The organism is Lentzea sp. NPDC054927 (assembly GCF_053610285.1).
In genome coordinates this window covers 15,092-33,143 of sequence record NZ_JBSGXZ010000017.1, presented here as the reverse complement: position 1 = coordinate 33,143, position 18,052 = coordinate 15,092, and the positions used below count along the sequence as shown (strand labels likewise).

Sequence of the window (18,052 nt, the reverse complement as noted above, 5' to 3'; positions counted from 1 at the left end):
CGACGCCCGGCACCTGCTGCCGTACGGCCGCGCGGAACTGCTGGTTCTGCCGTTGCACGGGCCGGTGGAGGACGTCGATCGCTGGACGCTCACCTGGGTGCACGCCACCGTGCGTCCAGAGCAGGTCGCGGCGCTCGCCCAGGACGACGTCCGGGTGCTGGCGGCCTTGCTCGCCAACGGGTTCGCGGGGACCGACCTGCTGGTCGCCGACCCCGACGGATACGTGCTCGCGGCCGAGCACCGTGACGGCATCGCGGAGAGCGCCGGTGCCGTCCGTCCGGAACTCACGCACCCGGTGCCCGACACCGGCCTCGACCGGGTGCTGCGGGACCTGTTGAGCGAGGAACCACCTCTCCAGCCGCGTCGTCCTAAGACCTCTCCAGCGGCCGAGTACCTGGAGGGTCTCTGGGACGTGCCGCAGACCTCGGCGGCGAACCAGTTGACGCTCGCGTTGCCGTTGCAGGTCACGCAGGCACGGGACGTCGTCGGCAGCGCGGGCCTCACAACGCGCCAGCGCAAGGTCCTGCAGGTCATCCGGGACTGGGTGGACCGCTTCGGCTACCCGCCGAGCGTGCGGGAGATCGGTGAGGCGGTAGGGCTGACCTCGACGTCGTCCGTCGCGTACCAACTGCGCGCGTTGGAGCGGAAGGGGTTCCTGCGCCGGGACCCCAACCGCCCACGCGCGGTCGGCGTGTGGCCCGCGGAGATCGACGCCGAGCCCGACCCCGCGCCGACGCCGGTCTACGTGCCAATGCTGGGTCGCATCGCCGCTGGTGGGCCGATTCTGGCGGAGGAGTCCATCGAGGCCGTTTTCCCGCTACCACGGGAGATCGTCGGTGAGGGCGAGCTGTTCCTGCTGAAGGTGGTCGGTGACTCGATGGTCGGCGCGGCCATCACCGACGGCGACTGGGTCGTCGTCCGAAGGCAGGTGACCGCGGCCGACGGAGAGATCGTCGCAGCAATGATCGACGGCGAAGTGACGGTCAAGACGTTCAAGCGCAAGGACGGGCACGTGTGGCTGCTACCCCACAACGATGCCTGCGAACCCATCAGCGGGAACGAAGCGACCATCCTCGGCAGGGTGGTGACCGTCGTGCGGCGCCTCTGAGCTTCGGCATGGATTCAAGATCATCGGCATTGCTCGATTGCCCCACATCCGTGCATGCGAGGACAACATAGTTGGTAGTCCAGCAGTCTCGGTCTTGGTTCATGCTGCGGGGCGCGCATTCGCTGACCCGCTGATTAAGAGTCCTCGGGTGAGCCTCAACGGTGGTGTCGGCTGATGTCAGGAAATGCTGTTCGGCATGTCAGGTGCATGATCCGGAAGTTTCGTCTGCTGCCCTGTGTCAGTCTGTGTCGTCGCAGGTCGGCGTTCTCGGGCCCATCCCGGGCTCGCATTCGGGTGTCCTGCAGGACGTGTCACGAGCGGTCACGGTGATCATCGCGGCGGTTGTTGGTCTGACGTTCCTCTTCGGGTTCGGCAACGTTTTAAGCCTCGCTCTGCGGCTTGGAGTGCCGATGTGGGTGGCCCCGCTCATCGCGCCAGCGGTCGACCTGTCGATCCTCGGTCTGCTTCTGGCGACGCGGCACCTGGCACTGCACGGCGCGTCGGTGGCGGATCTCCGGCCGCTGCGCCGGTTCACTCTGTTCGTCAGCGCGGTCTCGCTGGCGCTGAATGTCGCCGAGCCAGTGCTGTCTGGTGCCTACGGCAAGGCGGCGTTCGATGCGGTGGGGCCAATGTTGTTGATCGGCTGGGCTGAGGTCGGACCACAAGTCCTGCAAGCGCTCGCTCGGATCGATGTAGTTCTAGCGCCCGCTGTCGAGCCACGACTGACTGATGGCCACCATGAGCCTACTACCGGGCGAGCAGATGATGATCTCTTCCGGGCGCGTCGGGCGGACGCCCGGCACTGGGCTCAGCATCGGCGGCCCATCTCGGCGGATGCCCTTCGCCGCGAGTTGGAGATCGGAGCGGACCGGGCTCGTGAACTGGTTGAGGTTGTTCGGGGCGAGGTTGCGGCGAAGGTATGCGCAGCGGTGTAGACGACCTGGACGCGCGCCGACGCTGCTGGCCTCACGCCTGGGCGTTCGACTCATCGTGGCCGCTGTTCTCGGAAGGCAGGGCCGAGCTGTCGTCTGCGATGCGCACGATGTCAGCGGTGAACAGCCACACTGAACCAGGACGTACGGCCATGCTGCGCGCCTTCGTGAACATCACGCTTCCGTGCCGCCGCCTGCTGACACGAGCTCACCGTCCACCGCCAACTCATTGCTCGGCGGCTGGGTCGCCATCTGAGAGATCCTTCGCCGGGGCCTCCAGCTCAGTAGCGATCTTGTTCGTGCGTGATGTAGACCTGGCTCGCACGACGGCGAGTCAGCGGTCGTGTCACGAATCTGTGGCTGCGTTCGATCAGAAGGACATGGCCCGCCGACAACCACGTCTGACAAGCCGCCGCGTGCTGGGGTACCTATCTGCTCGGTTCGCGCCGGTTCGGATCGGAGTCGCGTGGCTGCGCGGCAAGCGCAATGCGCTTGTGAAGACCGTTGTGCTTTGCGCCTTGGCATGGTCCTTGTTCGTTTTTGGGGTAGAGCGCTTCTTGCAGGTCGGTGACCAGGTCGCGTCGATAGTCGGCGTGCTGCTCGTCCTGGGCATCCTCACGGTTCCGGGCGTTCGCCGGCTTCTGGGGCTGGTCTCGCTCGACCAGTCAGCGGTTGGTCAGACCGCCGGCAGCACCAACCCGACCAGATACCTCGGTGAAGCAGCGCCGCGCAACTTCGTCAACCGCGACCACATCCTCAGCACCTTCAACGCCCTGCTGGATCAACATTTCGAAGCCTGTCGAACGAACGGAACTCCGAGTCAAGCGCTGGTCCTCACCGTGGGCGGCATGGCAGGTGTGGGCAAGACAGGATTGGCGCTGCACTGGGCACATCAGGTCAAGGACCGATTCCCCGACGGGCAGTTCTTCATAAACCTGCGGGGCTACTCCGCTGACGGTGGACCGGTGGAGCCGCACGAGGTCTTGGAACGATGGCTGAAGCTGCTCGAGCCAGATGCCGTGCTCCCCGACACGGAAGCCGCACTGTCGGAGATGTTCAAGAACGCACTCATCACGAAACGTGTTCTGCTGGTGGTAGACAACGCGTCAGACGAGGCACAGGTCCGGCCTCTGCTGCCCACGGTAGGAGCATCTGCGGCGATAGTCACGAGCCGGGAGCCGCTTACGGGGCTGGCCGCCGTGGAAGCTGTTGCCTCAGAAAGTCTCGACGTGCTCGCTCCGGTGGATTCCCAACGCTTGCTCACGGCGATCATCGGCCGGCCAGCGATCGATGACCCCGACTCCGTGGCCAGCCTGGCGCGATACTGCGGGCATCTCCCACTTGCTCTCCGAGTCACCGCGGGGAGCATCGTGACGAAGTCGGGCCGCGGGTATCCGTTGAAGACGTTGGTGGCGGCATTCGACGTGGAGAAGTTCCGCCTGTCACGCATGAGAAGCGCCCCCCGCCATGCCATGAGTGACGTTCAGCTGGCCTTCTCGTACTCGTATCGCGCGCTGGACATGACCGCACGACGTGCATTCCGGCTCCTGGGCTTGCACCTGGCTTCTGGCAGCACCATCGACACCTACGTGATGGGAGCACTCCTGGGAACATCCGCAGCCGAGGCCGCGAAGGTCTTGGAGCGCCTTGAACACAGCGGCCTCGTGACGGTCGTCGTGGACGAGAGCTTACGAACGACGACACCTGAGCTGCACCACATGGCCTACCGATACCGAGTGCACGATCTGCTCAGGCTTTACGCGGGTGGGTTGATCGCGCGTCGGCGGCATCGCCGGGAACGCTCCATCGCACTCCGCAGACTGACCATGGCCTACTACGGATGCGTGAACCACGCGTTCAACAAACAGAACAACGACAACCCTGTAGTTGACACCGAGTTTCTTGAGGAGTGGCGCACCAACTCGGCCGCGACGGCCTCGGTGGACCTGTCCGGCTCGCCGACAGACTGGTTCGACAAGGAGAAGGCCAACCTCCTCAGCGCGGTTCACGTCGCTGCTGGGGCAAGGCCACGCCCTCGCTACACCGCAAAGCTGGCGAGCAGTATGTTCTACTTTCTTGAAATCGGCGGCCACGTGTCAGATTGGCGGGCCGTGGAGCAGATCGCCTCAGACGCCGCAGCTGCAAGCGGAGACCTGCACGACCAAGCACGCTCGCTCCGCAATCGTGGACGTATAGCGCTCGTCCAGGTACTTGACGGCCAAGACCGCCTCTGTGATAACGGCCTTCGATCCGCCGTCGACCGAACCTTGTGCCGGGAAGCCATTGCGCTGTTGCAACGAAGTCTGTTCCTGTATCGGCAGGAGTACCGCCGCCACGGGCTGCGTAGGGATCGGGCGGGTGAGGTCACCGTGTTGCGCGAATTAGGTGACGCGCACCGATTGGAGGTTGATCCAGCCGCGCCCGATCCGGCGCTGATCGCCAACGCGATCGAGAAGTACGACGAGGCTGGCCACATCTACACGTCGCTGGCCAACGAGAACGGGTTGAATTCGTTGAGGCTTGCCTCGGGCATCGCGCGCAGTCTCGAAGACCCGGAGGATCACAGCGGCAAGGTGGAGGCGCTCTTCACTACTAGCTATCGGTACGGAGCCACGATGTGCAATGGGCGAGCACAGCACGGAAGGCTTGCTGCCTACTCGTTGATCCGACTGGCAGCACTCCGCCGCAGGCAGAGCCGGCTCGACGAAGCGATTGAGCTGTACCGAGAGGCAGTGTCGATGCTTAGGCTGCATGTGTCACGTGACCACATCAGACGAGCGCGTGCGCTTGCACTGCTCGGGCAGTCTCTCGCAGACAATGGCGCCCTTCCTGAGGCGACCACATACCTTCGCGAAGCCGTGGATACGTTCGTCGCCTGCGGTCCCTCACACGACGACGAGGCCGCAGCGGTAACAACCTGGCTTGCTAGCTATGCACCTCTTGACGAGAGCGGAAGTGTTTGAGTAGCTGTGGAAGCCACCGCCAACACCTGCCGCCGAAGCACAGTTGGGTCCGCTCAAGTCGACGGTCTGGTCGGCCGTGCGGTCGATGATCGTGATGGGCAGGTCGTGTTGGTAGGTGACCTGCCGGATGCCGAACTTGAGCTTCTTGCGGTCGCAATCACCGACGGCCAGGACGACGGCGCCAACACAACGTCCCAGAGGACTGAGGTGCGGCATCGACCAAGCCGCAGGTGCGCGGCAGCGGTGCACATGCCCTATGCAGAATAGAACTGTCAGGTCTCAGATACACAAGTTTGTGCTAGAGGACTGATGAGGCCAAAGGCTCGCCGGTAGCCGCCATGGCTGCATGGTCAGCTGCACGACATACCATAAAGGCGCTACGTGGCCACACCACTGCGCCACTCGTGGTTGGCCGTGTCCAGATCAGCAGCGATCTGCTCCAACCTGCCCGCCAACTCCCTGTCGGCCGCTCTGAGTGCATTCAGATCTGTGCGCAGGTCGGTGAGTTGCGACCATAAGACCGCGCGACCTGTCTCAAGCATCTCCAAAGCTCGGTCCGGCTGTCCAGTAGCTATCGCGTAAGCCGCTGCGGAAGAGGCCACCCCGCCACATCGGGTGAGCAGTACTTCGCTGCTTGTCCGGCTCACGCCACGCCACGCCACGCGGGGTATCAGAGCCGTCGCGGAGGCGAACGCCTCAGCGGCTGCTTCCCAGTCACCGCGCTCAGCCTCCACTGAGCCCAGCGTCTGTGCGGCCATGAAACGCTCGATCGGAGGCGCCGTCGTGGCATCGGCAGCTTCCGCGAGCAGCGCGGCAGCGTTGCTCAACGCCGTGTGGTTGTCATGGTCCGGCGCCATTCGGTGGAGACTGCGCAGGCAGTCGGCCAACAGCCGAGCGATCATGGATAGATCAGGACTGTCGCGCGGTGACGACGTGTGTGCCTCGGCCAGAGTGGTGATGGCGGCATCGAGGTCACTGGCCGCCTTGGTGTACCGATATTTGAACTGAAGCGCGGAGCCGAGGTTCGCAAGATTGCGATGGAAGTCTTCGTCATCTGGGGGCGTGAGGCCAACGGCTTCTTCGTGTAGCTGGATTGCATCGTCCAGGTCTTGCATTCTGCCGCGGGCTTCTGCGCGGAGGATCAGCATGTTTCCCAGGTTGGTCAGGCGTCTTTCGCGCTGGAACGTGACGTTCAAGTTGATTGCCTGCCAGGCATAGGAGATCGCCTGATCGAGATCGGTGGACTCGCCAACCGCCTCGTATCTGGCTTTGAACGCGATCGCCAGGTTGTTGCGGTTCCCTGCGAGATCCGTCAAGTCCTGGTCTTCCAGGAGTTCAGCCGCCTCAGTCAGCGTTGCGATGACGCTGTCGAGATCACCGAGTTCGAACAATGTCTCGAACCGTTCTTGCAGGGCTTTGGCTAGCTCGGCCAGTGACATGTAGCGCAACTGGCGGTCGTCCGTCGGTGTTGCTGCGGCTGTCCTGGCCAGCTCGACGGACCGGTGCAGATCTTCTGGATTTCCCTGTAACTTGAAGCGAGCGAGCAATGTCGATCCAACTCTAGTCATGACATGGGCGAGTTGCGACCCATACGGGCGTGGAGTGCTGGTGAGAGCCTGTTCTCCGTTGTCGATGGCCGCGACGAGATCGTCGGGGATCTTTCGCTTTAGGTAGCGAATGTGGTGCAGCTCGCACAGTGCAGCGAGGCTGTTCGTTCTCGGCTGGCATGGCGGCAGCGAACTCAGCGCAGCGCTGTGCGCCTCAATTACTTCATCGAGCAGGTCGTCGCTCTGGTCCAGTTGGTATTTGGCCTGCAGGATGGTCGCCATGTTCGCCCACGCCAAGGCCGAGTACGGTGCGGCAAGCTTGCCGGCCGCTCCGCGGACGTATTCCTCCGCTAGATCGAGGCAGGTGCTGTCACCAGACACCTTGTACACTAAGTGAAACGCGCCGCCGAGGTTGGCGATCCATCCAAACCGATTGGGGTCCGTCTGGCCCCTCTCCAATGCCTGGGACAGGAGCTCAACTGCCAGCTCCAGATCAATCAGTACCTCGAAGCGGCTGTGTCGTTCTAGGAGCGAGTTCCCGAGCACCGCGAGCTGGTATGCGGACACCAGATCTTCACTGTGCTTAGCCAACGCGATGAAAATATGGGCGGCTGTAATTACTTCTGTCTCGTTGGATCTGGCCGGCGACGCGAAATGTCGATACCAGTAGAACCACGCGACGGCCTGTGCGACGTTGACGTCCATGGCCCCATCAGGCGTGGTAGCGGCCGTCCACAGTCGCTGAGCGTCTGCCCCTGCGTCAGGGGCGAGTAGCGCAGTGGGGTCGTGGTGATCGGTGAATTGCGTGATGCGTGCCCGCAGGGCGTTCATCAAGTCGGCTACGGTCATCGGTCTCCCATCAGCGTTCGGAGTCGAACCAGACTAGGCGGAGAACGACGTGGACAACCGGATGGAATTGGCGTTGGAGTGGGATCGACTCGTCGAGCGAGCACGTCGCCTCGACGGCTTCCACGACTTCCTTCGCCCACCTCGGCTGGAAGACCTCGTACCGCGGTCCCTTGCCGGCCCCCTAGTTGTGGTGAACATCAGCCCGGTGCGATGCGACGCCCTGATTATCAGGGACGGTACGCCGTCTGCCTTGCCGCTCGGCGGGTTGACTTCCGGCGACCTGCTGCTGCGCGCACTCGCCTACCTCCAGGTGCAGACAGATTTCGACGAAGCAATCCGAAACTTCCTCAGCGCGAAGCGGAGAGGCGACGTGACCGTCCGCGAGGACGTCACGCGCACGTACCTTGAGGCAGCAGAGAATCGGGAACGAGGTCTCGCCGATGTCACGGCATGGTTGTGGGACATGATCGCGGAGCCGGTGCTGACCGAGCTTGGCATCACTACCGTCAGCCAGAACCCGAGCAGGCTGTGGTGGTGTCCGACCGGTTTGCTGAGCCTACTTCCGTTACACGCGGCGGGGCATCATGCAGAAGGGCGTGGTCGCACGGTCCTCGACCGTGTCGTCTCCTCGTACACCCCTACCGTGCGCGCACTACGACAGTCTCAGGAACGCACTGCTACCTCCAACCAACGGATGTTGGTGGTAGCAGTCACCGGCGATGGGGAGATGTCTCTGGAGTCGGTCGCACGCGACCGCGACCTTCTCACGCAGTTGTTCGGAGACTCATGCACCGTGCTCCAAGGTGCTGCGGCTATTAAGAAGGACGTGCGAGACGCACTGGTCAACCACGGCTTTGTCCACTTCAGCTGCCACGGCGTCCAGGACCTCACCGCACCTTCCAAGGGCGGCCTGGTGCTGCAAGACGGAACTCTGACGGTGACCGATGTCGTCGCGACTGAACACCACGGCGAGTTCGCGTTCTTGTCCGCGTGCAAGACTGCGGTCGGAGGCACGGCCCTGGCCGACGAGGCAATCACGCTCGCGGCGGCGCTGCATTACACCGGCTACCGTCACGTCATCGGAACCATGTGGTCGGTCTACGACAAAACTGCCGGTGAGGTCGCGGACGTGGTTTACCGGAACCTGACCGCCACTGGCGCGTTCGCCGTGGATCGATCCGCGCAAGCATTGCATGACGCGGTGTCCGAGGTTCGCCGTGCGGGTGATGGCAGGTTGAGCACCTGGACGCCGTTCACCCACACCGGACCGTAACCGAAACACATCCGGTTCTTCCTGCGATGATGAGAGCATGCCGACGAACCCGGAGCCGGTGAGCACCGGCGATGAGCCAAGGCCAGCCCCCGTAGACAAGGGATGGCTGGAAGTAGAAAACGTTCGCGACGGAGGTCCGGGACCAGACGTCGAAACTCGATGAGTGACCAAGGCAAGACGTATCTGGGCTTCGTTGAAGCCGAACTCAAGGCCGAGCGGGAGCGCCGCACCGCGTTCGAGGCACGTGGCCAAGCACTGGTGACGTCCTCCGGTGCACTGGTCACGCTCCTCGTCGGCCTCGCGGCCATCGTCAAAACGGCCGCGACACCCCAGTTAACCCCATGGGTGCTCGGTCCGGTCGGTACCGCGCTCCTGCTTTTCGCCACTGCAGGCGGCTGTGGCGTGATCGCTGGATGGAACAGGCACTACGCCGTCGCCGCCACGGGGACGCTCAGAACAATGCTTGCCGCACATTGGATCGACAATGAGGTGGATGCCCGCAACCACACCGGCAGCCTGCTGGTCAGCACCCTGGCCACGTTGCGCAGCGCGAACAACTTCAAGGCGCGTTGGGTGACCATCGGACTGATCGTTCAGGTGTCGGCGTTGATCGCGCTTGCTGTCGCGGTGCTGGCCATGATCATCCATGTGTGAGTCCGTTGGGGTGTCGTGCGGTCGAGCTGGCGTCGCGGTAGGTCGTGCGTCGTTTGGTGAAGCCGGAGATTGAGATGGGTGAGTTGTCCGCCTTCTACGGCGGTGTGCAAACCTCACTTGGGGTAGGTATGAAGCTGACGTCGGGTGCCATGCACCTGGCGGACCGCCTCAACCCGAGTGACCTTCCGGCGCGTCGCCGACACGCGCCAAGGCGTCGAGTACTCACGGCAGCAGCAGCCGCACGCTGGTTTCCTGGTGAGTGCTCACACCTCATCATCGCGGCGCGGCCGTAGTGGGTGTCGGTGTCTTGTCCTGGAGCGGACAGCATGCACTCGGCGATCGTCCGCGCGGTGAAGCCCCTTGCCGTCGAACAGGTCAGCACTACTGCCTCGGCGGTGAGCGCAGACTCCTGCTGCGGCGTCAGCGCCTGCTGCACAACCGACGAGCAGTCGGTCGACCCCACTCTGATTGTGGTGCAAGCAAAGTCCGAAGCCGGTTGCGGCTGCCAGTGAGCCGGCCCGACTCCATGCGCAACGGACGGCATCACGTCCCCAAGAGGAGGACCTCGCAACACCCGGAGACCTACCGGCCAAACTGCCGCCACGATCGGCAGGATGTGCGATAGCGGCCCCTGGCAGGTGAGCACTTGGTTAAAGCGGGTTTCTGAAGTCCTTCCCGAGACACGTGCGCTTGCTGGTGGCTGGGGATGAGCGACCGCTCAGGGATGTTGTGCCCGCCTGGCGCTGGTGTGAGCACATGACCAGTACCTGCCGGCGTTCTCCCGTTGATGCTGTTGCCGAGACGCGGAGGTACGTGAGGTGTTGTTCGTCGGTGATGACTGGGCTGAAGGTCATCACGACATCGAGATCATGGATGCTCAAGGCAAGAAACTATGCGGCACGCGAGTGCCCGAAGGAGTTGAGGGCATCCAGCAGCTGCACGCATTGATCGCCGACCACGCTGCTAGCGGGTCGGACCAGGTGTCGGTCGGGATCGAGACCGATCGTGGACCGTGGGTGACAGCACTGGTGGCTGCGGGCTATCGGGTGTTCGCGGTCAATCCGCGTCAGGCAGCTCGGTTCCGGGAACGGTTCGCGCTGTCCGGAGCGAAGAGCGATGCTGCGGACGCGCACGCTTTGGCGGACATGGTGCGCACGGATTCACATCAGCTGCGTCAGGTCGCGGGTGACAGCGACCTGTCCGAGGCGATCAAGTTGCTCGCCCGCACGCATCAAACCTTGATCTGGGACCGTCAACGACAGGTCGCTCGCTTGCGGGCCCAACTGCGTGACTTCTTCCCCGCAGCGCTGGCCGCGTTCGGCGAAGACTTGGCCGCGGGCGAGGTGCTGGATCTGCTCAAGCGGGCGCCGGACCCCGATGCTGCTGCCAAGCTCTCGCGGCCGGAGATCCTGGCAGCCCTGAAGCGAGTGGGCAGGAAGCGGCTCGTTGATGAGCGAGCCGAGCGGATTCATGTGGGTCTCAGCTCGGAGCAGCTCCGTCTGCCCGCCGTCCTGCAACGGGCCTACGCCACCCCGTCCGCGCGCTGGTGGGAACAATCGCCGCTCTGGTCGAGCAGATCAACCTCATCGAGGCCGAGCTGGTGAAACGGCTCGGCCGACACCCGGACGCGGAGATCTACCTCTCGCAGCCTGGTATGGGCGAGATCGTGAGCAGCAGGGTGCTCGGTGAGTTCGGTGACGACCGCACCCGCTATGCCGGAGCGAAAGCGCGGAAGAACTACGCTGGCACCAGTCCGGTCACGATCGCATCAGGCAGCAGGTCCACTGTCAGCGCTCGTTACGTCCGCAACACACGGCTGGTCGACGCGCTGATGCGTCAGGCCATGTGCGCCCTACGAAGCTCGCCGGGAGCACGCGCGTACTACGACCGCCAACGCGGCCGCGGCGTGCCACACAACGCCGCTCTCCGGCACGTCGCCAACCGGCTCGTCGGCATCCTCCACGGCTGCCTCGCCGCCCGCACCACCTACGACGAAGCCACTGCCTGGGCCCATCAAGCTGAGCGTGCCGCCTAACTTCCAGGGATGTCTCGGGCTCGCAATCGGGGATCCTGCAGGACGTGTCGCGGGCGGTCACGGTGATCATCGCGGCGGTCGTTGGTCTGACGTTTCTCTTTGGGTTCGGCAATGTTCTGAGTCTGGCGATGCAGTTGGGAGTGCCTGTGTGGGTGGCCCCGCTTGTCGCACCAGCTGTTGATTTGTCGATCCTCGGGCTTCTTCTGGCGACGAGGTACCTCGCCCTGCACGGCGCGTCCACCGAGGTCTTGAAACCACTGCGACGGTTCACGCTCTTCGTCAGCGCCGTGACGTTGGCGCTCAACGTGGCAGATCCACTGCTGTCGGGTGACTATGGCAAGGCTGCGTTCGACGCGGTGGGGCCGGTGCTGCTGATCGGGTGGGCCGAGGTCGGACCCGGCATGCTCCAGTCGATCTCGCAGACTGGTCGATCACGGCAGGCTCAGCTGCTCGCCGTTAGCCACGAGCATCGAGCCTACGAGATGTCCGACGCCGAAGAGGATGCTACGAACCTTGGTCGTGCACGACAGGCGGACGCCCGACACTGGGCGGTCCACAAGCGACCCATCTCGGCGGACACGCTGCGCGGTGAACTCAAGATCAGCATGGATTGTGCACGTGAACTAGTATTCGCTCTTCGTGCCGAACTCGCTGACCTAATTGTTGAACGTGTTGGGGGACATGGCCCGGGGCTGCGAGTCGCCGCCTTGGTCGGCGATGAACGCGACTAGTTTGTTGCACTGAGTCCGCGATCCCGTTCCGGCCGGCTCAAGGTTCAAGCCCGCCGTATCGACTGCTTCTCGATAGGCTTACTGGTTTCACGACGTTCAACTAGACCTTGCTGGGCCAGTTGATCCCATGCCCTTCGGAGGTGCTTGCCGTCGGCAAGTCCCAGCGTTGTACCGAAGATCACGTCCATGTCCCGGCAGACGTCGAGTCGCGGTCGCGTCTGTGTGAGCCTTTTGATGTTCTCGGTGATTGTGGCGATCCATCGCTTCTGGAGTTCCTCCTCGGCCCGTGAGTGTTCCTCCTCGGTGATCTGAGGAACCAGCGTCCCCGAGAACAAGTCCTCCTGACCGGTGTCGGCTTCACGGGCGAGGCGCTTAGTGAGTGCGAGCTGGTGATTGGCCTGGCGCCAGGTGCTGTTCGCCTTCGCTGCCGCTTCGGCGATGCACCACTTGCCCTGAGGGTGGAAGGTGAAGTGGACCAGCCAGTAGACCGGTGTGTCCTGCTCCAGCGTGTTCCAGACCGGAATCAACGTCGCTTCACACCGCTGTGGGATCCCAGGCTGCGCGCGCTTGTTGACCGCCTCGCACACGAGGCGGGCGTACTCGCTGACCAGCTTGCTCACCGCTTGTCCGCCTATGGATGCCGCCAGGTAGACGTCGCGCCACCAAGCCCCGCCGAGGACCAGGTCCAGTCGATCGAGGGTGGTTGCTTGTTGGGCAGTGGGCTGGTCGGTGTTGAGAAAGCCTCCGGCTCGGGAGAAGGCCATGGAGATGAAGTTCAGCAGGATCTCGGTCTTGCTTCCTCGTCCGGCGCGAGGGCGCTTGAGCACGCGCACCACCTCGTCGAACGTGGGACCGAGGCCGTAGGGGTCGATGAACATGAACAGCGGTGCATCACCCGCGAATGCCAGAGCCTCGTCCAGGTGCTTGCTTGCCTTGCCATGGCGTGCTTGCCACCGCGCCTCCGGCGGCATGTTCTGCGTCAGAACGGCCTTGAGGTGTTGATGGTGACTGCGTCGGGCCTCAACGAACATGCACGCGATGTCCCGGTGAGCAGCCCCGGACGCGCCCAACATCCCTGTCACGTTCTTCGCGATCAAGAGAGGGCTTCCGGGCGTGCCGTCTTCGTACTCGCCTGGCCCGGCGTGTGTGTCGACGTAGACCAGGCGCTTGTCGACCTCGGTGGAGCCGGCCTTGCCTGCGAACTTGGGGAAGTAGCTCTTCAGCAGGCTGTGCTTGAACACCGCCGCGGACTTCTTCGACACGAAGAACGGGTCGCAACCAGGTCCGGTCTCGGTGCCGATCTCACCGCCGGTCTCGCCGCCCAGCTGGTAGTCGGCCAGTTCTTCGGCAGTGAGGTCGTCGTTCGTTCCGTCTGCGGCAATGCTCGGATCGTTGCGCTCGTCGTCCGTCAAGCGGTCCCTCCAGCTCTCACCGAGGTGTCGCTGTTAGTGACCGTCAACGCTACGCAAGAGTGAACCCAGGTCCACTACCTCAGACGGGTGACGCGTCGTAGAGTCGCTGACGTTGTGGCGACGACCTTGACGCCGGTGTTGCTGGATCAGATTCGCCCTGCAGGAGTGGCTACCAACTGTGATCGGTTGGGCATCTCGTCCCAGGTACGGCCCTCAAGGAGGCGACCACCTGCTTTCGGCGTGCGGCCTCCCCATTGCTTGAAGAAGAAGGGGACTCCTGCTTGGACGCACTGGTCACGGATGTCGATCACCCAGCGTTCCTCGACGGGACGTGCGTTTGCGCCTGACTCTCCGCCGACGATGACCCAGTCGATGCGGTCCAAGCTGACATCGTGCAGCGGGCCGATGAGTGGCTCGCAGGACAGGAATCGCACCGCCGCTGGTACGTGCGCGAGGTCGTCGATGCGTCCCACCACGTCCTGGCTCTCCACGGATGTGCCGATCCACACGTTCTCCGGCCAAGTGAGCTTGTCCGCGATCCTGCGCAGTCTCAGTGCTCGCTTGGTGAGGATCTGATACGTGTGCCGGGGGGTCGAGGCCATCACGTCGAACACCCGCTGGATGAACTCGAGCGGGATCTTGGCGTGGAACAGATCGCTCATCGAGTTGACGAACACCAACCGCGGCTCACGCCACCGGAACGGTTCGGCGAGTGAAGCGGCGTGGGTCATCACGCCGAAGCCAGGACCGCTGGTTCGCGGGTCCCCATCGGTCTGGTACTTCGCGGAACCCATGGCCTTCAACCGTTTTGCCAGTGCTAGGGCGTAACAGTTGTCGCATCCTGCCGAGATTCGGTCGCATCCGGTTGTCGGATTCCACGTCGTCTCGGTCCACTCGATGCTCGATCGGGTGCTCATCGCTCTCCTCCTGGCCAGATCGACACCGTAGGGCACCGGTTCCTGCCTCTGATGAGTGCTACCCCAGCTTGTATCTCGAACTAGCGTTCGAGGCAACACGCCGCGCCGCGTCCATAAGCTCGTGACGGTGGCGAATCTGTACCGTCACCGAGCCTCGCATCCACCTTGTCGGCTACGGCGACTGAATCGGCCCCGTCCCCTTCACGCTCATCGAAGTCGGTCCGACCGCACACCACCTTTGCGCAGATCGCGGAAGGCCTGGCGTGCCCGCTCGGCGGCGATGAGCAACGTCCGGACTCCGTAGCCCGGTTTGTCGGAGGTGTGTGTTAGACCTAGGCCGCACGAGCGCGACCGCAGGGCGACATGGAGTCCGTGCATGAACTTCAACTCCTGGGACCTCAAGCACCAGCCACGTGGCGCGATTGTCGAGGTCAAGCTGAGCGGTAACGCCGCCAACGTCCGCCTCTTCGACAGCTCCAACTTCAGCTCGTTCAAGGCAGGACGGCGCGCGACCGGCTACGGCGGCCAGGCGACCCGCTCGCCGGTGCGCCTACAGGTTCCCCGTTCGGGTCACTGGTACCTCGTGATCGACTACGGCGGCATGAGGGGCAGCGGTCGCGCGTCCGTGCAGGTGCTCCCTGGAGCGCTGCCTGAACTGCGCCAGCGGTCGATGCCCACGCTAGATCGGCTCGCGGAGTCCGTTGCCGCGCTTAACCACGTCGACAACGAGCTCATCTCCAAGCAGTGGGACGTGTTCATCTCCCATGCGTCCGAGGACAAGGACGAGATTGTCCGTCCCCTCGCTCACGCTCTTCAGGGCCTGGACCTGCGGGTCTGGTACGACGAGTTCGAGCTGAAGCTCGGCGACAGCCTCCGGCGCAAGATCGACCAAAGCATCGCCAACAGCGCGTTCGGTGTGGTCGTGCTCTCCGAGTCGTTCTTCGCCAAGGGATGGGCGCAGTACGAGCTGGACGGTCTGGTCACCCGAACTGTCGACGGCTCGCAGGTCATGCTGCCGCTGTGGCACCGGCTCACTAAGGCGGAGGTCATTTCCTACAGCCCTTCGCTCGCTGACAAGCTGGCCCGTAGCACTACCGACAGCACCCTGGAGGAGATCGCCGCCGAGATCGCGGAGATCGTCACCTCTGCCACCCGAGAGGTTGCTTGAGGACGGCGAATCGGAGTGAGACCCATGAGTCGTTGCCCTGTGGGCCAGGCTGGGGAAATCGTCCACGCCGCTCGTAGCAGCGCAGCACCTGTGGGATCACGCCCGCCAGCTTGGCGAGTCTCTCCCTTCTCACGCCGGGGTGCCGGGTCAAGTCGTGCTCACGGCAGGTGGCGGTCCAGCCAGCGCAGCAGCACGCCCAGACGTCCGCGCTCGTGCCAGCCCTTCCTGATCGCCCTCTCACGGACGGCATGAACCCCGGACCGTAGGCGTCCAATGGGCGACGAGTGCAGTTCGTCGCGGCGCAGCATGGCGCGGCGCCGCAACCAGTTGGCGCAAGCCAGACACACGCCGACCTCGGGGTGCTGCCCGAGGCGCACCAGTTCGGCTTCGGGGAACTCGCCTCCGCAGCACCAGCATCGCGTCACCGTTGCACTGTCGTGTTCGGGCTGGACCGTCATTCGGTCACCTCCGGGTGCCTGTGACGTGCAGTATCCGCTCTTGCATCCGGTATCTCGTCGTGTCACGACAGCTGAGCGGAGTCTTGGACGCCGCAGGCGTGCACGCTGCTCGCCGCGCCTAGCCGACGTGACGCCGACGCCGACACGTGCGGTAGATCAGCGGTCCCACATCACCGGCAGGGCAGTGAGTCCGCCTGTCAGCATCTCGCGCCGGACCGACAGGCTCTCCATGGGAACGGCCAGGCACATGGTGGGGAAGCGTGGAATCAGTTGGGAGAACACGGCTTGTAGTTCCATGCGGGCCAGTGGGGCGCCGATGCAGTAGCGGAGGCCGTGGCCGAAGGTGAGGTGGGCGGCGGCCTGGCGGGTGATGTCGACGCGGTCCGGTTCGGCGAAGACGGTCGGGTCGTGGTTGGCGGCGCCGTTGTCGAGCAGGACGAGGTCGCCGGCGCGAATCCTGACGCCGTCGATCTCCAGGTCGGTGCGGGCATAGCGGGGGATCCCGCCGCCGCCCTTGCCGGGCGCGCGAAGGATCTCTTCGACGGCGTTCGGGATGAGGCTGGGGTCGTCGCGCAGGGCATTCCACTGATCAGGGTTGGCCAACAGGAGCAGCGCACCCATGCCGATCTGGACCACGGTCGTCTCGTGGCCAGCGAACAGTAGTGCCATGGAGAGCATGGCGGCCTCCTCGGTGGAGACGCCGTCGGTCGCGCACAGACGTGAGATCACGTCGTCGCCGGGCTCCCGTCGCTTGGTCTCGACGAGGCGCAGGCCGTAGCCGAACAGGTTGCCGAGACCTTGTTCGGAGACGGTGCGGTCGTTGATGTTCGCGGCGGCCTCGGTCCAGGCTCGGAACTGGTCGCGGTCGTCGTACGGCACGCCGAGCAGCTCGCAGATCACGAGAATCGGCAGCGGGACCGCGACCGCGGCGTGCAGGTCGGCCGGAGGTTCTGAGTCCGCCAAGTCATCGAGCAGCTGTGTGGTCAGTGCGTCAATGCGGGGACGCAGTGCTCTCATGTGCTTGGGCGAGAAGTGCGGTTGCAGCAGCGCACGCATCCGGGCGTGGTCGGCCCGCTCGGTGCTGAAGTTCCCCAACGGACCGCCGAACAGCGCGGACTCGCCGGTGCGTGCCGCGTTCTGCGGATCGGGATGAGATCGCCCGAGCCGGTCGTCGGCAAGTAGGTCACGCACGCGGGCGTAGTCGGTGACCAGCCAGACCTCGTCGCCCACCGCAGTGCGGATCCGGTGAACCGTCCCCTGGGACTGCAGGACGCGCAGCTGCGGGGCCATCTGCAGCGGCTGTGGTTGCTCGAACGGCAGTTGAGCAGGAGAAACCATGATATCTGCCCCTTGTTCAGGACTGCTTGTATAAGTTGACTTAAACAAAGCTACTTGTAGACTGTGGCCTAAACAAGTGGAGGCGTGATGGCTGCGGGTCCTCAGAACGTGCGGCGCATGCCGCGCGCGCAGCGGCGCGAGCAGATCCTGGACGCCGCGACCCGCGCGTTCGCCCGTACCGGATACGTGGCGACCGGACTCGACGGTGTGGCGGCTGAAGCCGGGGTCACCCTTGTGTTGCTGTACCGGCACTTCGACTCGAAAACCGACCTGTACCGGGCTGCGCTCGACCGGGCGTGCGCCCGGCTGGAAGCGACGGTCGGCTCCAGTGACTACGACGAGGGCAGCATCTCCGCCTTGCTGCGCGCTGCCGCCGAAGATCCGGACGGGTTCCGGTTGCTGTTCCGCCACGCCGTGCGTGAACCGAACTTCCGTGACGTGGTGAACGGAATGCAGGCGATGTCGGCGGAGGTCACCCGTCGCGAGCTCGCCGCGGTGATTCCGGAAGGTCCGTGGCTGGACTGGGCTGTGCAGATCGTGCCGACGGTCACCCTGGAGTCCGTGATCGCCTGGCTCGACGCCGGCCAACCCGATCCGGAACGGGCCGCTGACTGCATCGCCCTGGTGGTGCACAGCGCAATTCAGGCGGCTCGCGGTCTTGACTGAC

13 protein-coding genes and 1 pseudogene are annotated in these 18,052 nt (G+C 64.2%); 9 read left to right on the top strand and 5 right to left on the bottom strand.

The window, feature by feature from the left end; translation table 11 throughout:
• The first annotated feature begins 439 nt into the window (after window positions 1-439).
• From lexA to ACWGE0_RS22950, 3 genes are all read left to right on the top strand, one after another.
• The gene (gene lexA, locus ACWGE0_RS22960) at window positions 440-1,108 is read left to right on the top strand and encodes a transcriptional repressor LexA (protein ID WP_452263023.1); all 669 of its coding nucleotides are present in this window, start codon (window positions 440-442) and stop codon (window positions 1,106-1,108) included.
• Window positions 1,109-1,416: 308 nt separating this feature from the next.
• Entirely contained in the window at window positions 1,417-2,043 is a 627-nt protein-coding gene (locus ACWGE0_RS22955) for a hypothetical protein (protein WP_452262939.1), read from the top strand.
• Between the two features lie 353 nt (window positions 2,044-2,396).
• On the top strand, window positions 2,397-5,003 hold the full coding sequence (locus tag ACWGE0_RS22950; protein ID WP_452262938.1) for a tetratricopeptide repeat protein: 2,607 nt from the start codon (window positions 2,397-2,399) through the stop codon (window positions 5,001-5,003).
• A gap of 377 nt (window positions 5,004-5,380) precedes the next feature.
• Here the strand turns inward: ACWGE0_RS22950 and ACWGE0_RS22945 are convergent, their stop codons facing one another.
• On the bottom strand, window positions 5,381-7,399 hold the full coding sequence (locus ACWGE0_RS22945) for a tetratricopeptide repeat protein (RefSeq protein WP_452262937.1): 2,019 nt from the start codon (window positions 7,397-7,399) through the stop codon (window positions 5,381-5,383).
• A gap of 49 nt (window positions 7,400-7,448) precedes the next feature.
• Between ACWGE0_RS22945 and ACWGE0_RS22940 the strand changes: the two genes are divergently transcribed.
• The 4 genes and pseudogenes from ACWGE0_RS22940 to ACWGE0_RS22925 all read left to right on the top strand — a co-directional run bounded on the left by ACWGE0_RS22940 (window position 7,449) and on the right by ACWGE0_RS22925 (window position 12,092).
• Window positions 7,449-8,672 (top strand): CHAT domain-containing protein, encoded by a 1,224-nt coding sequence (locus tag ACWGE0_RS22940; RefSeq protein WP_452262936.1) that lies wholly within the window; start codon window positions 7,449-7,451, stop codon window positions 8,670-8,672.
• A 159-nt stretch (window positions 8,673-8,831) separates the two neighbouring features.
• On the top strand, window positions 8,832-9,326 hold the full coding sequence (locus tag ACWGE0_RS22935) for a hypothetical protein (protein WP_452262935.1): 495 nt from the start codon (window positions 8,832-8,834) through the stop codon (window positions 9,324-9,326).
• An 818-nt stretch (window positions 9,327-10,144) separates the two neighbouring features.
• A pseudogene (locus ACWGE0_RS22930) lies at window positions 10,145-11,361 on the top strand (IS110 family transposase).
• Window positions 11,362-11,405: 44 nt separating this feature from the next.
• Window positions 11,406-12,092 (top strand): hypothetical protein, encoded by a 687-nt coding sequence (locus tag ACWGE0_RS22925; RefSeq protein WP_452262934.1) that lies wholly within the window; start codon window positions 11,406-11,408, stop codon window positions 12,090-12,092.
• A 44-nt stretch (window positions 12,093-12,136) separates the two neighbouring features.
• Here the strand turns inward: ACWGE0_RS22925 and tcmP are convergent, their stop codons facing one another.
• A complete protein-coding gene (gene tcmP / locus ACWGE0_RS22920; protein ID WP_452262933.1) occupies window positions 12,137-13,504 on the bottom strand; it encodes a three-Cys-motif partner protein TcmP in 1,368 nt (455 codons plus the stop codon).
• Window positions 13,505-13,650: 146 nt separating this feature from the next.
• Window positions 13,651-14,421, bottom strand: a complete 771-nt coding sequence (locus ACWGE0_RS22915; protein ID WP_452262932.1) for a DUF5131 family protein — start codon at window positions 14,419-14,421, stop codon at window positions 13,651-13,653.
• A gap of 376 nt (window positions 14,422-14,797) precedes the next feature.
• On the opposite strand from ACWGE0_RS22915, the gene ACWGE0_RS22910 reads away from it, so the two are divergent.
• Window positions 14,798-15,589, top strand: coding sequence for a DUF1883 domain-containing protein (locus ACWGE0_RS22910; protein WP_452262931.1), 792 nt, complete (start codon window positions 14,798-14,800; stop codon window positions 15,587-15,589).
• Window positions 15,590-15,747: 158 nt separating this feature from the next.
• On the opposite strand, the gene ACWGE0_RS22905 is transcribed toward ACWGE0_RS22910, so the two are convergent.
• Window positions 15,748-16,047: a hypothetical protein gene (locus ACWGE0_RS22905; RefSeq protein ID WP_452262930.1), complete on the bottom strand. Its 300-nt coding sequence runs from the start codon at window positions 16,045-16,047 to the stop codon at window positions 15,748-15,750.
• A 156-nt stretch (window positions 16,048-16,203) separates the two neighbouring features.
• Complete coding sequence (locus ACWGE0_RS22900) at window positions 16,204-17,385, bottom strand: cytochrome P450 (protein ID WP_452262929.1); 1,182 nt, start codon at window positions 17,383-17,385, stop codon at window positions 16,204-16,206.
• Window positions 17,386-17,472: 87 nt separating this feature from the next.
• On the opposite strand from ACWGE0_RS22900, the gene ACWGE0_RS22895 reads away from it, so the two are divergent.
• The gene (locus tag ACWGE0_RS22895) at window positions 17,473-18,051 is read left to right on the top strand and encodes a TetR/AcrR family transcriptional regulator (RefSeq protein ID WP_452262928.1); all 579 of its coding nucleotides are present in this window, start codon (window positions 17,473-17,475) and stop codon (window positions 18,049-18,051) included.
• The last annotated feature ends 1 nt before the right edge of the window (window position 18,052 follow it).

Bases quoted from the DNA above. Each gene is read 5' to 3' on its own strand.
- ACWGE0_RS22945 (WP_452262937.1), bottom strand. From the start codon at position 7,399: ATGACCGTAGCCGACTTGATGAACGCCCTGCGGGCACGCATCACGCAA.
- ACWGE0_RS22935 (WP_452262935.1), top strand. From the start codon at position 8,832: ATGAGTGACCAAGGCAAGACGTATCTGGGCTTCGTTGAAGCCGAACTC.
- ACWGE0_RS22915 (WP_452262932.1), bottom strand. From the start codon at position 14,421: ATGAGCACCCGATCGAGCATCGAGTGGACCGAGACGACGTGGAATCCG.
- ACWGE0_RS22910 (WP_452262931.1), top strand. From the start codon at position 14,798: ATGAACTTCAACTCCTGGGACCTCAAGCACCAGCCACGTGGCGCGATT.
- ACWGE0_RS22905 (WP_452262930.1), bottom strand. From the start codon at position 16,047: ATGACGGTCCAGCCCGAACACGACAGTGCAACGGTGACGCGATGCTGG.
- ACWGE0_RS22900 (WP_452262929.1), bottom strand. From the start codon at position 17,385: ATGGTTTCTCCTGCTCAACTGCCGTTCGAGCAACCACAGCCGCTGCAG.
- ACWGE0_RS22895 (WP_452262928.1), top strand. From the start codon at position 17,473: ATGGCTGCGGGTCCTCAGAACGTGCGGCGCATGCCGCGCGCGCAGCGG.